The sequence below is a fragment of the Chondromyces crocatus genome (assembly GCF_001189295.1).
In the GTDB taxonomy this organism is placed as follows: domain Bacteria; phylum Myxococcota_A; class Polyangia; order Polyangiales; family Polyangiaceae; genus Chondromyces; species Chondromyces crocatus.
In genome coordinates, this window is the sequence record NZ_CP012159.1 from 8886586 (window position 1) to 8902684 (window position 16099).

11 protein-coding genes are annotated in these 16099 nt (G+C 61.8%); 1 reads left to right on the forward strand and 10 read right to left on the reverse strand.

Annotated features, from left to right (window positions below; genetic code table 11):
- Window positions 1-3: 3 nt before the first annotated feature.
- The 10 genes from murG to queA all read right to left on the reverse strand — a co-directional run bounded on the left by murG (window position 4) and on the right by queA (window position 15227).
- On the reverse strand, window positions 4-1158 hold the full coding sequence (gene murG, locus CMC5_RS32065) for an undecaprenyldiphospho-muramoylpentapeptide beta-N-acetylglucosaminyltransferase (RefSeq protein ID WP_082362973.1): 1155 nt from the start codon (window positions 1156-1158) through the stop codon (window positions 4-6).
- Window positions 1155-2519: a putative lipid II flippase FtsW gene (ftsW, locus tag CMC5_RS32070; RefSeq protein ID WP_082362974.1), complete on the reverse strand. Its 1365-nt coding sequence runs from the start codon at window positions 2517-2519 to the stop codon at window positions 1155-1157. The genes murG and ftsW overlap by 4 nt, the downstream gene beginning before the upstream one ends.
- Window positions 2516-3871 carry a UDP-N-acetylmuramoyl-L-alanine--D-glutamate ligase gene (murD, locus tag CMC5_RS32075; RefSeq protein ID WP_245677874.1) on the reverse strand — a complete coding sequence of 452 codons (1356 nt, stop codon included), beginning with the start codon at window positions 3869-3871 and terminating at the stop codon, window positions 2516-2518. The genes ftsW and murD overlap by 4 nt, the downstream gene beginning before the upstream one ends.
- On the reverse strand, window positions 3868-4998 hold the full coding sequence (gene mraY, locus CMC5_RS32080) for a phospho-N-acetylmuramoyl-pentapeptide-transferase (RefSeq protein ID WP_050433967.1): 1131 nt from the start codon (window positions 4996-4998) through the stop codon (window positions 3868-3870). Before mraY ends, murD begins: the two co-directional genes overlap by 4 nt.
- Complete coding sequence (locus CMC5_RS32085) at window positions 4995-6563, reverse strand: UDP-N-acetylmuramoyl-L-alanyl-D-glutamate--2,6-diaminopimelate ligase (protein ID WP_063796386.1); 1569 nt, start codon at window positions 6561-6563, stop codon at window positions 4995-4997. The genes mraY and CMC5_RS32085 overlap by 4 nt, the downstream gene beginning before the upstream one ends.
- 17 nt (window positions 6564-6580) lie before the next feature.
- Entirely contained in the window at window positions 6581-8614 is a 2034-nt protein-coding gene (locus CMC5_RS32090) for a penicillin-binding protein (protein WP_245677875.1), read from the reverse strand.
- A 373-nt stretch (window positions 8615-8987) separates the two neighbouring features.
- The gene (rsmH, locus tag CMC5_RS32095; protein ID WP_063796691.1) at window positions 8988-9914 is read right to left on the reverse strand and encodes a 16S rRNA (cytosine(1402)-N(4))-methyltransferase RsmH; all 927 of its coding nucleotides are present in this window, start codon (window positions 9912-9914) and stop codon (window positions 8988-8990) included.
- 1206 nt (window positions 9915-11120) lie between these two features.
- Entirely contained in the window at window positions 11121-12869 is a 1749-nt protein-coding gene (locus CMC5_RS43400; protein WP_082362976.1) for a response regulator, read from the reverse strand.
- 167 nt (window positions 12870-13036) lie between these two features.
- Window positions 13037-14161, reverse strand: a complete 1125-nt coding sequence (gene tgt, locus CMC5_RS43405; RefSeq protein ID WP_082362977.1) for a tRNA guanosine(34) transglycosylase Tgt — start codon at window positions 14159-14161, stop codon at window positions 13037-13039.
- 4 nt (window positions 14162-14165) lie between these two features.
- Window positions 14166-15227 (reverse strand): tRNA preQ1(34) S-adenosylmethionine ribosyltransferase-isomerase QueA, encoded by a 1062-nt coding sequence (gene queA, locus CMC5_RS43410; RefSeq protein WP_245677877.1) that lies wholly within the window; start codon window positions 15225-15227, stop codon window positions 14166-14168.
- Between the two features lie 372 nt (window positions 15228-15599).
- Between queA and CMC5_RS47060 the strand changes: the two genes are divergently transcribed.
- The gene (locus CMC5_RS47060) at window positions 15600-16016 is read left to right on the forward strand and encodes a hypothetical protein (protein ID WP_156339018.1); all 417 of its coding nucleotides are present in this window, start codon (window positions 15600-15602) and stop codon (window positions 16014-16016) included.
- Window positions 16017-16099: the final 83 nt, after the last annotated feature.

Here is a 16099-nt window from a genome sequence, read left to right on the forward strand (position 1 = left end):
ACTCTACTCTCCAGCCGAGGGTGGGATGGGGGACTCGTCCCGCGCAGTCGACGAACCAGATGCTCTCCGCCCGGCCGTCTCGTGCGCGAGGGCGAGCAGATCGGCGGCCACACGCGCTGCCGCGTCGGGGCGACCAAAGCTCGCCGCAGCGCTGGCCATCTGGACTCGCCGCGGCGCGTCCATGACGAGTGACGTGATGGTCTCCGTGAGGCGCTCCTCGGAGGCGTCCTGCTGTGGGAGGACGATGGCGCCTCCAGCTCGCTCGAGCGAGCGAGCGTTCTTCATCTGGTGGTCATCCGCCGCGTGGGGATAGGGGACGAGGATCGAGGGGCGTCCCACGGCGCAGAGCTCGGCCAGCGTCGACGCGCCGGAGCGCGCGACCACGATGTCCGCAGCTTTCAGCGCGGCAGCGACGTCGTCGATGAACGCCGTGACGAGGGTGCGCTCGTCCTGGCCGTGCTGCGCGTAGAGCGTCCGTACCTTCTCCTCGGACGCCTTGCCGGTCTGATGGACGACGTCGAGCGAGAGGCCAGCCTGACGGCAGCACGCGATCGCGAGGGGGACCGCCGCGTTGAGCGCCGCCGCCCCCTGGCTGCCACCCAGGACGAGCAGAGAAACCTTTCCTTCGCGCGGTTGGTAGGGCGCTCGCTCCATCGAGCGTCGGAGGGGGACGCCGAGGCGGCGAACGGTCCAGGGGAGAAGCCCACGCGCGGTCTCGGGGAAATTGATGTAGGAGCGATCCACCAGGGGGATGAGCAGCTTGTTGGAGAGGCCGAGGACGCTGTTCGGCTCCAGGATGGCGATGGGGAGCCCCAGGGAGCGTGCAGCGAGCGCGACCGGCCCCCCCGCGTAACCGCCCAGCGACAGGACCGCGCTCGCTCCGAGGCTTCGAATCAGCTTGCGCGCTTCGGGCAAGACCCGCATCGCGGCAACCGTCCCTCGAGCGAAGCCTCGAGCCCCTCCGCCTCGGAGGGGGAGGATGTCCAGGAGCCGCAGGTCGTCTCCACGGCGACCCATGAGCTGGACCTCCAGGCCTCGGGCGGTGCCCACGTAGACCACCTGCACGTCCGAAGAGAGGGCACGGAGAGCATCGCCAACGGCGATCATCGGGAAGACGTGTCCTCCCGTACCCCCTCCAGCAATCACGATGGTGGTCACGCCGCGTCCCTGCTTACCGCCGCCACCCCGACAACGCCAGAATTCGACAACCGTGCGGCCTCACGGGGTGAGGCCGTCGTGGATTCGGTCCCTGGGCTGCGGCTGATGCTCAGAAGGATGCCGGCGCCCAGCGCATTCACGATCAAGGACGAACCACCGTAGCTGACCAGTGGCAACGTGAGGCCCTTGGTCGGGAGGATGGCCATGGCGACCGAGAGGTTGACCATCGCCTGGACACCGAACAGCGTCGCGATGCCGAACGCGATGAAGCTCCCGTAGTCGTCGTCCGCAGCCAGCGCGGCCTTCACGCCTCGGGCCACGATGACGAGGTACGCACAGCACAGCGCGACGATGCCGAGGAAGCCGAGCTCCTCGCCGACGATCGCCGAGATGAAGTCCGTGTGCGCCTCCGGCAAGTAGAGCACCTGCAGGCCACGTCCAAGACCGAGCCCCGAGACGCCGCCCGAACCGAAGCTCATGACGGACTGAAACGGCTGGTAGGCCAGGTCGGCGCGGTTGCTCTCCATGTCGATCCACGCCAGGTAGCGGGCGTAGCGGTAACCGCTGAACCGAACCAGCGCTGCCGCAGCGAGAGCAAGGAGCGCGGAGAACGCTGCGATGTAGGGAATCCTTGCGCCAGCGACGAAGAGCAGCGTGAAGGTCAGGAACAGCAGCACCATCGCGCTCCCGAAGTCCGGCTGCTTGAGGCAAAGCAACATCAGCACGCCGACGACGAGGAGGTGCGGGAGGAAGCCGACGGAGAACGAGCGGATCTGATCTCGCTTCTTCGAAAGCGAGTAGGCCAGCCAGAGCACGATTCCGAGCTTGGCCAGCTCGGCAGGCTGTACGTGGACGGGCCCGAGGGCCAGCCATCGGTAGGCGTTGCCCGCCCTGTGGCCCAAACCAGCCACGGTGGCCAGCAGCATCGCCGCGACGGAGAACAGGATGGGGTATGTGAACGGCTTGATCTTCCGGTAGTTGATCCGGCTGGCGACGGCCATCACGATGACGGCGAGGACGGCGTAGACGGCCTGACGCTTGAGGAAGAACTGCGCGTCCTTGTACCGGACCGTGGCCTCGATCGCGCTGGCGCTGTAGACCATCACCACACCGAAGCCGATCAGCGCGATCACGGTGGCGGCAAGGACGGCGTCGACGGGTCCCGTCCGGCGCCGGATGCTCTCGGTCGCGGCCACGCTCTCGTCTGTGGAGCGCTCCTCGACCGGCGCTTCGGGCGACTTCGACGCCAGCAGCACGTTGCCACGTCGGCCTGGGTCTTGCGCAGTCCCAGCCGCCGGTGCGCTGCGTTGCGCGCCTTTCTTGCCGCCATCGCCTGCGCGAAAGCGACTCCAGATGCTCATGCGTCCACTCCTGCGCAAAGCTCACGAACCGAGTGCACGAACGCCTCCCCACGGGCCTTGTAGTCCCGGAACATGTCGAGGCTCGAACACGCAGGGCTCAGAAGCACGGCGTCCCCTGGCAGGGCGAGTTCCTTGGCGCACACGACCGCCTCCTGCATGCTCTTCACACGGCGGCTTGGGAGCACGTCACCCACGGCATGCTGGATGCGCTCCGCGGCCTCCCCGAGGAGGATCACTGCGCGACCCCGCTCTCGTAGGATGTCCACCAACGGCCCGTAGTCTCCGTGCTTGTCCCGCCCGCCGGCAATCAAGACCACCTTCGGCTCGGGAAGTCCAGAAAGTGCCGCGACCGTCGCGCCGACGTTCGTGCCCTTGGAGTCGTCATAGAAGTTCACGCCATCGAGCGCCGCCACGAAGACGGTGCGATGCGGCAACCCTTCGAAGGAAGTCAGCGTGGCCAGGATGGCATCTGGCGAGACGCCCATGCTCGAGGCGACGGCGATCGCGGCGCAGGCGTTGGTGAGGTTGTGGGAGCCCCGCAAGCGGAGTGAGGAGATCGGATAGCGGCTCCCCGTCGAGCGATCGACGATATCGGGTCCGTCCACCCCCACCTGAGCGAGCGGCGTGGCGCCGAAGGTGACGATCCTCGCCTTGCCACGAGCCGCCTGCGCCGCGACGACCGCATCACCGTGCGGGACGACGGCAACATCTTCGGGCTGCATCGGAACGAACGGGTTCCCCTTTGCGTCCGCGTAGGCTTCGAAGGTGTGGTGTCGATCGAGGTGGTCCTCGGTGACGTTGAGGAGGGCGTGGACCTTCGCATGCAGGCACTTCGAGCGCTCGGCCTGGAAGCTCGAGATCTCCACGACGAGCGCCTCGAAATCCTGCCCCACCGCTTCGCTCAGAGGGACACCGAGGTTTCCCCCCACGAAAACGCGCTTTCCTGCCTTCTTCAACATCGCGCCGACGAGCTCGGTGGTGGTGCTCTTCCCGTTGGTGCCGCCGATCAAGACGATCGGTGCCGAGAGCCAGCGGGAGGCAAGCTCGACTTCGCTGATCACCTCGCAGCCACGATCGGTCGCGGCCGAAAGCTCCGGGAAATCAGGGACCCCCGGAGACATCACCACCAGGTCCGCCGCGGCGAAAAGCGCGATGGGGTGCTCTCCCGAGACCAGCTCGATGCCAGCTGTCTCCAGAGCCCGCGCCTGTGCTGACAGCGCGTCTCGCGGAGACGCGTCGTTCGCGACGACACGAGCCCTTTTGGTCTGCAGAAGCCGCGCCGCCGACACGCCGCTGCTTCCCAGGCCAACCACCACGACCTTCAGGCCAGTTACGTCCACCGGATGCCTCACCGAAGCTTCATCGACGCCAGAGATACGAGCGCGAGCAAGATGGAGATGATCCAGAACCTCACGATGATCTTCGGCTCGGCCCACCCTTTCTTCTCGTAGTGGTGATGGATGGGTGCCATCAGGAAGACGCGTCGCCCGGTCAGCTTGAACGACACGACCTGGGTGATGACGCTGACGGTCTCCACGAAGAAGACGCCGCCCAGAAAGATGGAGAGCAGCTCGTTCTTCGTGAAGACGGCCAGCATGCCCAGCCCGCCACCGAGGGCGAGCGCGCCGACATCTCCCATGAAGAGCTGCGCTGGGTAGGTGTTGTACCAGAGGAACCCGATGCCAGCGCCGATGACGGCCCCGCAGTAGACCGAGAGTTCTCCGGCAGAGGCGATCTTGGGGATGTCCAGGTAGGTCGCGAGCGAGAAGTTCGCGATCGATGCTCCCGCCACGTAGGCCAGGATCAGGTAGGTGCCCGCGTTGATCATCACGGGACCGATGGCCAGCCCATCCAGACCGTCCGTGAGGTTCACGGCGTTGCTGGTGGCCACCACGACCAGTACAGCGAACGGGACATAGACCCAGAGGGGAAGGTCGATCGGGAACTTGGAGAAGGCCACGAAGGGCACGGAGAGGCGTGTCTTGATCGCGGCCCAGTCGGCCGGGATCTTGTCGGTGATCACGAATGTGTAGATGATCGCTGCACCACCGATGAGCAGCTGGCCGATGAGCTTGTAGCGGCCCGGGAGCCCGCCAGTGCTCTTCTTCTTGATCTTGAGATAGTCGTCCAGGTAACCGATCACGCCGTAGCCCGCAGTGACGGCAGTCGTTGCCAGGACGAACGGGTTACGCAGGTCGGCCCACAGGACCGTGGGAAGAAGAAGCGACAGCAAGATGAGGGCCCCACCCATCGTGGGCGTACCCGCTTTGATCCGGTGCGTCTCCGGGCCCTCGGTGCGCACCACCTGACCGATCTGCTTGCGCCTCAGCTCACGGATGAACCAGGGAGCGAGCACGAAGGTCAGGAGCATGGCGGTGATCGTCGCCATGATGGTCCTGAACGGGATGTACCGAAGGACGTTCAGCCAGCGAAGCCACCCGTAGTGGAACTTCAGAGGGTAGAAGAGCTCGTAAATCATGATTTGCCCTGAAGCGCTGGCCCGCTGTTGAGACCGCGGCTCGTTCGTCGCTTGGTGAGCGCCCGCCTGACCTCCTCCCGGTCATCGAACGGCGACGTCACGTCACCCACGATCTGGTAGGGCTCATGGCCCTTGCCAGCGATCAGGACGAGATCGCCGGCTTTCGCACTCTGAATGGCACGCTCGATGGCCATCGCACGATCCAGCTGCACCTGGACCTCGATGTCACTCTCCCGTAGCCCGTCGAGGATGGCGTCAGCGATGCGCTGCGGGTTCTCACCGCGCGGGTTGTCGTTGGTCACAATCGCGATGTCGGCGGCGGCCCCCACGGCAGCGCCCATCAAGCTCCGCTTGCCCGCATCGCGATCACCACCACAGCCAAAGACACACCAGATGCGCCCCGAGCCGAGCCCTCTCACACTGGCGAGGGTTCGCTGGAGTGCGTCAGGCGTGTGGGCATAGTCGACGAGCGCCATGATGTCGTCCTGTCCGGGAACATCACAGCGTTCCAAACGGCCCGGAACTGGAACGGGACGGCTGAGCGCTTCCGCTGCTTCCCGGACATCGAGCCCGAGCAACCACGCGATCGAGAGCGCCGTCAGCAGGTTCTCGACGTTGAAGATGCCGAGCAACGGGGACCGAACTTGCACGTTACCGGCTGGCGTCCTCGCCTCGAGCATGGTCCCGTTGGCGTCCTGGGAGATGTGCAAAGGGGCGACCTCCACCCGCGATGAAGGTTCAATCCGCGATGAGATACGAGCCAACGGGTGCTGGGCGAAGGACGCCTGGAATCGTTCGGCGAGCGCCCGTCCGAAGGGCTCGTCAACCTGAATGGCTGCCGTACGAGGGGCGAGATCGGTGAACAGGCGCTCCTTGGCCTGTCCGTAGCTCGCCATCGTGCCGTGGTAGTCCAGGTGGTCCTGCGTCATGTTGGTGAAGGCCGCCACGGAGAACCTTGTGTGGTCCACGCGATGCGCAGCCAGCGCGATCGACGAAACCTCCATGACGAGATGGGACGCACCACGCTCCCTCATTGCCGCTGCCACCCGCGCGAGGGCGTCAGCTTCGGGGGTGGTGTGCTGGGCTGGCATGTCGAGCCCATCGAACCGATAACCCAGCGTGCCCACGATCCCGGCGTGTCCCCCGCAGTGGTCGATCACTGCCTGAACCAGGTGGGCCGTCGTCGTCTTGCCATTCGTTCCCGTGATCCCGACGACCTCCAGGTGGGCTGTTGGATCGCCGTAGATGGCGTGAGCAGCAGCCGCCAGGGCCAGCGGGACGTTGGCCACCTCGATCCGCGGAATCTGGACGCTGTCCACCAGGGCGCCGGGCTCCAGGAGCACCGCGCGGGCGCCTCGACTCACGGCATCGTTGATGTATTTGCTTCCATCGAGGCGCAGTCCTGCCCGCGCGATGAAGAGGTCCCCAGAGGCGACATGGCGAGAGTCCTGCTGCGCGCCCGAGACGACGACAGAGCCAGCATCCGCTGGGACGAGCCGTGCGTGGGGCAAGCTTCGCACGAGCGCGTCCAGCGAGATCTCCTGCGTGGACTGAGGCTTGAGCATGGCTGGACCGTGACTCATCAAGAGGGTGACTCGAACACCAGGCGTACCGTCGTTCCCTTCGGAACGATGCTGCCAGGGGCTGGATCTTGGTGCGCGATCCGGCCTGACCCCTCCATGCTCACGGTCAGTCCGAGTGACAGGAGCGCCCTCACCGCTTCACGGGCGGGCAGTCCTTTGACATGGGGCACGCTGGTCCCGCCACTTCGAAGGGCGGCCGAGTTCGGGGTCGGCAGGGGTCGGGGTTCTGTTTCGTCCTGGCCAGGGGTCTCCTGCGCCCCTCCGAGCCCGCTGCTCCCCGCCTGCTTGGCGACCTCGGAGAGCTTGATGGGATCGCTGCCTCGGGGCGCGACGCCCAGGTGACGCAGGACCATCTCTCCGACCCGTCGAAACACGGGTCCCGCGACCGAACCACCGGCATAGGTGCCACCCATCGGTTCATCCAGGACCACAGCGATGCTCACGCGCGGACGCTCGGCCGGGATGAAGCCGACGAACGAGGCGACATAGTGGGTATCGGTGTACCTCCCGGTCGCCGGGTCGATCTTCTGCGCCGTGGCCGTCTTCCCAGCCACCCGGAAACCCGGGATCGCAGCCTCGACTCCTGTGCCCTCCCCCTCGGTGACAGCGACGAGCATGTCCGAGACCAGACGAGCCACGCTCCCAGGGACCACCTCGCGACGAACCTTGGGAGACGCCTTCATCAGTGAGAGCCCGGTGCTGTCGGAAACCTGACTCACCAGCACCGGCTCCATCAGGCGTCCGTTGTTCGCGATCGAGGCCATGGCCATCGCAAGCTGGAGTGTCGTGACGCTGATGCCCTGCCCGAAGGATGAAGAAGCGGTCTCGACCTGAACCCAGGGCCGTCCACGAGGTCGCAGGACGCCGCTGGACTCCCCGGGCAGCGGAACCCCGGTGATGTCCCCGAAACCGAAGCGCCGGAATCCCTCGTACAGGCGCTGCTCGCCAAGCCCCAGGCCGATCTTGGCCATCCCGATGTTCGAAGAGAGGCTGAGCATCTGAGTCGGGCTGAGCCACTTCGCGGGATGAGTATCGTGAATGACGACGTTATCGATCGCCATGCGCCCCTCTTCGCAATAGAGACTCGCAGACGGCGAAATGGTCTTCGCGGCGAGCGCCGCCGCCATGGTGAACACCTTCATGGTCGAACCGGGTTCGAAGCGGTCGACGACACATCGGTTTCTGCGCGCAGCGGGGTCGCTGTTCGAGTAATCGTTGGGGTTGTATCCAGGCGCGCTCGCCATCGCCAGGATCTCACCCGTGGCGGGGTCCACGATGACAATCGAGCCGCCATGCGCCTCGTAGGTCCCAAGCGCGGCTTGAAGCTCGCGCTCGGCCGTGAACTGAATCACCTTATCGATCGTGAGATAGACATTGTGACCAGCGAGGGCCTGTTCGTTGGAAATGGTCTCGGAGAAGATCAGTTTTCCAGAGCGATCTCGCAGACCTCGGACCTCGGACGCCTCGCCGCGGAGCTGGGTCTCGAGGCTGAGTTCGAGCCCTTCCTTCCCTTCACCGTCTGGCGCGACGAAGCCGAGCAGGTTGCCAGCGAGTTCCCGGTTTGGATAAAAGCGCCTTCCCTCACCCTCGATCACCAGCCCTCGAATCGGATGGCGCTCGCTGCGATCGCTCAGTGCGCGGATCGCCTCGACTTCGCTCTCGGAAATACGCCGCTTCAGCCACGCAAAACGCCGTCGCCGGCTGATCTTCTCCGCGACTTCCTCGACGGGGAGATGAAGCGCCTGAGCGATTCTCTCGGCATACTGTGTCGTCCGCATGGGGACGTACTGGGGCTCGATCCCCCGCAGCATTTCCACGGCATCGAGTGAAACGCTGGGGACTTCGACACTCTCGGCGAGGGGAGCTCCGTTTCGATCGAAGATCGTGCCGCGCTTGGGGGTAATGTGCAATCGACGCTGACGCTGCCGCTCGGCGAGTTCGAACCACTCGGGACCGTCCTCGACTTCGATGCGATAGGCGCCGCTCACGATCGCGCCCAGTCCTGCCGCCATCACGGCACACAGGATCCCCATTCGAATTCTGATCCAGCGTGCCCGGAGGGGATGAAGGTTCTTCATCGGCCTGCCTCAGCGTCCTGAAGTCCGGTTTCCGGTGAAGGCTCCGCAGCCCTCCCCGAACGCAAAGGAATGATCCGCTCAGGAGGCGGGGAAGCCATTCCCAGCAAGGTCCGTGCGATGATCTCGACACGCTGCGGGGTCTCGTGGCTGGCAGCTTCAAGAGAGAGGACTCGCCTCACCTCGCGCAGGCGTGCCTGCTCAGCTCTCGCCTTGCCGAGTTTGTAACCCATCTCCACGGTACGTCCACGCAATGCGAGGTGTACGATGAACGCAGCCACCGTTGCACCCACTGCAATGGTCCACAAGATCAGAAAGGGTCGACGGCTCCTCACGTGATGCCTCGCAGTTGTTCTTCCTCGACTCGCACGGCGGCCCTCAGCTTCGCGCTCCGCGCGCGGGGATTACCTTCCACCTCTGCATCCGACGCGGTGAGAGGCTTCTTCGTGAGCGCACGCCAGATGCTCCGCTCCTTGAACGCCTGCTTGACCATTCGATCTTCCAAGGAATGAAAAGAGATGATCGCGAGCACGCCGCTCGACACCAGAAAAGTAGGTGCCATTTCCAGCAAGCTCGCCAGCTCCCTGAGTTCACCATTGACCGCGATGCGCAGAGCCTGGAAGGTCCGAGTCGCCGGGTCTATACCGCCGTGCCGCCCGGGTCCTACCGCGCGAACGATCGCTCTCCGGAGATCCGTCGTCGTGGCGAGTTCGTTCCGCTCACGCGCAAACTTGATGCTGCGCGCAATTCGCCGGCTATGACGCTCCTCACCATAATGATAAATGAGATCGGCCAGGTCCTCCGCCGTGTGATTATCAATGAGGTCGAGTGCCGTTTCACCTACAGTGGGGTCCATTCGCATGTCGAGCGGTCCCTCGAATCTGAAGCTCATGCCACGAGCAGGGTCGTCGATTTGCATCGAGCTGAGTCCAACATCGGCGAGAATGCCGTCGACGCGCTCAAGCTCCAGGCGAGCAAGGTGCTCCTTCAAGTCCGAGAACCGACCATGAACACCGAAAAAACGGTCGCCAAATTGAGCAAGACGAACGCGGGCGAGTTCCAGAGCACGAGGGTCTCGGTCAATGCCAACGACCACAGTATCCGGCATCTGTAGAATCGCCTCTGAGTGCCCTCCTGCCCCCAGCGTCGCATCGACGTACACCCCGCCCGTACGAAGTGACGAGAACAGCGCCACCACCTCCGGTCGCATGATGGAGGTATGCAGCTCAGAGCCCGAGGGCATGGAGGAAGCATTCATCGTGGCAATCAACGTAGAATGACGAGGAGATCCCTTGGCGATGGCTTCGACGCCCTCTCAGGAGAGATGGAACGGCAGTTGTCGTCAGCCAATGAATTCGGTAAGCTTTCGAATGAATGCCTAGTCTTTCCATGGAATCGTTCTTCCCTGGAATCACTAACCATTTTCGTGACGAACCATCAGAGTGGACGTCAAAAGACGTCCGCACGCTGCAGATACAGCTTGCCGCCTATGCAACGAGGGAAGCGCGACGCTACGATTGTGTCGACGCATGGGTCAACAATTTGGGTCCGTTTGCTTGACACCGCCAAAGACCTACATCAGCGCACATGAGCAGGGGCCGCTCCAAACGCCATCTCAGAGATTCAGCCCACGGTCATACGGTAAATTTCCCCCGAAGCCGTCCTGAGCTGCCTCGTTTCGCTGAGTTCTTAACCCACGTCCGCGTCCTTTCGCGCACTACCACGAACAACTCTCGGGGGTGTAGCGACCGTTCTCGACGCCAGGCGTCTCGGTCACTGCCTCGATGCAGGCGATCAGAATCAGCAGCCACTGGAGACCTTCATAGGCATCCCGTGAGAGAACTTTGGTCTGGCTGAGTCCGGTGAACGCAGATCCCGCGGGGAACGACGCATCCTCTCCAATGGTGTCAGGCAGCACGGTTGCGAACAATCCCGTCCCTCCAGAGGGGACTTGGAGCGCTTGGTGCAGTGTGCTTCCCGGACGACACGGATCACAGGCCGCGGCCATCCAGACCCGCCCACGCTCATCTGAAGGCACGAGCTCGGCACGACATGCTCCCCCAAGCGGCGCAAGAAGCACTCCGCTGCTGTGTCTGCGAACTTAGACTAACGACCACATTACAGTGGGCGCGTTATCTACGCTTCTTCGCGGACTCGTGGTTCATGGGCACACAAGAACTAAACTGAATCTGTCTGCGGATGCGCGTGACGGAGCGAGTGTCCTAGAGTCTCCAAACCCTTGCACTGAACTCGGTGGGGAGTGTCGACGTTTCCCCTGACAGTCATACGTGACCCATGTCTCTCGTCAGGTCAGGCAGTGGGCTTGAGGTGATGAGGTCGGCTGCCGGTTGCCACCGGCTTGTGGAAAGATCCCTATGAGACCACCGGTGTCGGGTCACACTCAATCTCCGAGGCTTTCATGGGCCACATTGGCCTCGCCAAACAAGGTCTCGGTTCACCACTGTCAGAGCAATCCTAGTAGATGCTCTTTGATCGATTGGCGTGTTGGATCATCGGGTGCAACGCTCAATGCGCGCTCCCAGGTCTCAATGGCCTTATTGCGAAAGCCTGCTTTTTGGTACAGAACGGCCAGATTCTTCAGAGCAGGAAAATGCTTACTATTGATGTGCAACGCCGTTTCCAATTCCTGAATGGCATCATATAGCTGCCCCTGCTTTCCGTAGAGCAACCCAAGATGAAAGTGAAGGCGGTAAGCGAGGGGATCCAGCATTGTTCCCTCTCTCAAATTCTTCACTGCGGTCTCGAAGTCGCCTGAGCGGTAGGCCGCAATCCCTGCAGCAAGCAGCCGCTCCGCCTCGGCTGAGATTCGATCTTGGTCGCTGCGCGTCGAGCGACTGTGAACTGCATTCTCTACGGCAGCCACCACATCAGCCACTCGAAACGGCTTCTCAATATAAGCGTCGACACCATAGCTGGACTTGAGATCTTCTGCGAATCTCCAACCGCGATAAACGGCCGAGATCATGATGATGGGGATGTGACCGTAGCGCTGCGTCCCCTTCATTCGTCGCGCAATATCGAAGCCGTGAACCTCTGGGAGCATTGCGTCTAGAATCATGACGTCCGGCGGATTCTCTTTCACCATCCGCAGTGCCAGAAGTCCTCGGTCTGCCTCCTCCACGCGATAACCACGTTCTTCGAAAATGCGCCGGAGAAGGCGACGGATCTCGGCCTCATCGTCCACGACGAGAACAGTTGGCTGCTCACCACGAGGAGCCTCTTTCGGTAGTGTTCCAACGAGAGAGAGGTCTCGATCCGCCTCGCCAAACTCTGCATCACTGAGCTCATAGGTCGCTGCCACGCGACTCATGGCATCATCAACAATGATGTCTGGTTGCCCCACGAAAGCGGCACCAGGCGGAGAGGCAATATCGGCAGTAGCTCCCTCCGGAGCCGCCTCGTCCATGACGTCCGCGAAGGATGTCTCGTCGTTCGTGAACTTCGAATCGAACGCGGACTGGTGAATCTTTGCTGCTTGAGTCGTAATTGTAGACTCGGCCGAGGCCGGAAGAGGTTTGGCCACCGAGAAATCCTGCAGCGCCGCGACTCGCGAGCCATGAGCAGGAATGCGCTGCGCAGGCGTGAAAACTGGATGTGAAGGGGGAGATGTCGCCAGAGGCGGTGTCGAGCGAGCTGGAGACTGAACTCCGGGAGCTTCCGTCGGGGCTGGGGTACTCGCAGGAGACAATCCAGCGCGGCGCAATACCTCGGGCGGGCATTTTGGGCCGACAAAAAACGGCTCCCCTTGGTCCTTCATATCATACGCAGCAGCCACGGTTCTCATCAGCGGCCCCGCAAGCGCGATGTAGGGAAACACTCGTTTACCGGTAACGAACTCAAGCTCATCAACGACTTTCTTGTCCGTTGGAGCCGCCATCGCGACCAAAATTCTATCGTCACGAACAAGCACGGGCAGCAGTTTGTGCTTCATCGCGATCTCTCTAGGAAGGATCGACAGGTCGCTGAGTCGGATGCAGACCTGTGTGAGATCAATCCCAGGAACCCCGCTCTGCTCAGATAGAGCTTTGAGAGCAGCGACCTCTGAAAGGGTCCCGCTCTCGATCATGCCCGTCGCGAGTGGCACACCTTTGGCTCGAGACTCCACCAAGGCCTGCTCCAGTTGGGGCTGGGTGACGGCCCGCTGCTGCAGCAAGATGCGCCCGAGTGGTTTCTTGTTCGGATCTTGAGTCATTCCGCGGCTGTTGTTGGATGAGGAGGCCTCAGAAATTTTTCGCCCCGGCCCGTATATCTCCCGGAGCTTACAACATCGTGTGGGTGGCGTCGGCGTGGATCGCGGGGCTCTTCAGGATCTTGGCCCTCGAGCCGTAACTTTTCCTACAGTCACACGCTGACCAACCATCACGAATCAGCAACGTCTTTCGTCAGCCATGAACGTGCGAAAGCCGCATATCTACCGGCAGCGATCGCAGCACGTGCCTCCCGAACGAGACGTCCATACAGGTGTAGGTTATGCTCAGTCAGCATGCGCAGAACGACTACCTCACCCGCCATGAAAAGGTGTCTAAGGTAAGCGCGGCTATATCCTTGCGTGCATGTTGGACATTCACACCCTGGATCGAGTGGAGAAAAATCTTCTTTGTAACGAGCTTGCTTGATGACGATGCGACCCTGCTTCGTGAGTGCCTGACCGTTGCGAGCATTTCGAGTAGGCAGGACGCAGTCGAACATGTCCACCCCTGCACCAATCGCACGAACGAGGTCGGTGGGTGTTCCAACACCCATCAAGTAGCGAGGACGCGACGCGTCCAGACGAGGAGCGACCTCAGCTAGAACTTCGTGCATTTTTTCGATGGGTTCGCCAACCGAGAAGCCCCCCAGAGCCAATCCATCAAAGGACATGGCCGCGAGTTCGTCCGCATGTGCGAGACGCCTGCGGACATCGGTCCCTCCCTGCACAATGCCGAACAGCGCTTGATCGGGACGCTTCGCTGAGAGGCAGCGACGCGCCCAACGGGTGGTGACGGCACAGGCTTCATCCATCTCGCGGGGAGATGCTGTCCCCGGAGGACAGATATCTAGCTGCATCGCGATATCCGCACCTAGAGCGCCTTGCACCTGCATGGCCACCTCCGGAGTGAGGACGCGCCGAGAGCCATCGAGATGCGAGCGAAACACAAAGCCTTCTTCCGAGACGGTGCGGCGGTCCGCCAGAGAAAACGCCTGAAACCCGCCTGAATCAGTCAGCATCGCATGTGGCCAGCAAGTGAATTTGTGCAGGCCGCCAATCTTGTCTATCACCTCGGGTCCCGGGCGTAGCCATAGATGGTACGTGTTCCCCAGAACGATCCGCGCCCCAGTGGCAGCTACCTCTTCAGGAGTCAGTGTCTTGACACTCCCCTGTGTGCCGACTGGCATGAACGTCGGCGTCTCGACTTCTCCATGGGGTGTCGTCAACACCCCCGTACGAGCTGCTCCATCCTGAGCAGTTTGGCGAAATTCGAAGCCAAAAGTCGATATGGCCATTGGTCTACCCGAACACCATCATTGCATCACCATAGGAATAAAATCGATAAGATGATGTTATCGCCGCACGGTAGGCAGCCAGCGTTCTCCGCCCCCCTGCGAACGCACAGACCAGAGCTAGAAGAGTCGACTGGGGCAGGTGAAAATTGGTGATCAAGGCATCTACCACGCGGAACCTGTAGCCAGGCTGGATGAGCACTCGCGTCTCACCGCTTGAAGCGGTTACTCGTCCCGGTCTGCTGGGATCTGCTGCCGTTTCAAGGGCCCGGACGACCGTTGTTCCAACAGCAATCACGGGTACTTTACGTCGGCGCGCATCATCAATCGCTTCGCTCACCTCGTCGCTCACGAAGTATTCCTCTTCATGCATTGGGTGGTCGTCTAGATCGAGCGCAGTAACAGGCTTGAAAGTCCCCAGTCCCACATGCAGAGTAATGCTCGTCATCTTTACCCCGCGAGACTGAAGCTTTTCGACGAGTTGATTCGAAAAGTGCAGACCAGCCGTGGGGGCAGCAATCGCTCCAGGGGTACGGGCAAAGACTGTCTGATAGCGTTCTCTATCGGACGCATCGTCGGCACGTTTCATGTAAGGAGGAAGCGGAATATGGCCGTGAATGCCAATGAGCTTCTCGACAGCCACACCTCGAGGCGAGGACAGTACGACTTCAAGCATTGCATCACCAGCGCACTGAACAACGTGGGCCTTGATCTCACCATTTTCGCCAAACGCCAGCTCGGCTCCTTGTCGAATCGGCTTCGATGCTCTTCCACGCGCAAGCCAGTGCTCTACGAGGCCTCCCTCGCTCGACTTCAATTTGCGCAGAAGCAGAAGTTCGACCTGGCCACCAGTTGCGAGCTTTCGACCAAGCAGGCGAGCTGCAACGACACGAGTGTCATTGACAATCACCAACGCACCAGGAGGGATGTGCTCGTCGAGCTTGCAGATGGTCGAGTGACCCACCTCTCCAGGCGGTTGAGTTCGGTCGACAAGCAACAGGCGAGCCTCCTCTCTCTCCGCCGTTGGTCGTGAGGCGATGAGTTCATCTGGCAACGAGAAGTCGAGCAATGCACGATGCACACTCAGCTAGTAACACGTATGAGGCACGAGCGTCCCGAGTCCTGCAGGTAAGGACCACCTCAATCTCACAAGGAGTTCCGCGACGCAACGCGACCCTCCCCCACGATGATAGTTTCACACCCCTCAAAAGCGCGTCTTTCAGTGTCTGTTCAACAAACGCTCGTTGCCCGACGAGCGACCTCCGCAGCATCGACAGGCGGAACTCGGGAAGTGGCACGTCATGGCTCCGACCGAGGCCCGGTCAGACTGAAACGCCTATGCTTCGACACTGTTCTTCAGCTCTCTCCGCGGCCAAAAGATGAGCGCTTTAGACGTCCGAGGGACCTTGAACAGGTCAGGTTCGGCCGCTATGGTGCCCACATGCGTGGTGTCTTCGTAGCCTTTTCACTTGCGCTCGGAGGACTTCTGTCGGCCAGCGGATGCGACAGACACTCTACCCTCTCTCTCTCGGTTGCAGATCCCAAAGGAGAGGACCTCGTCAAAGGAGCCGTAGTAGCAGCGTCCGAATCCTCGGGTGGGATCCGGTTGTACAAGATAGTCCATGTCGACGACTATCCGCCTCCTCTCGATTACGAAATTCATATGATTGCCTATGAGCCAAAGGCACAAACATTTGAGGATGCCGCAGCACTTTGGTCGAGAAGAGAGCGCCTGACGATAGCATCAGATCATGTTTATGTTCAACGTTCCCAATTTTTGCTTCGTGAACGACATGTCCTAAGAGTTGAGCCGGTAACCGATCAAGAGGCTGAAGGATACGCGCGCAGCAAGCACTAGCGATAAGCCCGGTATTTACAAGATACGGAGAATGCCTTCGCGGGAAGACAGTCTTCCTGCGCTTAGTTCCCGTCCTCAAAGTC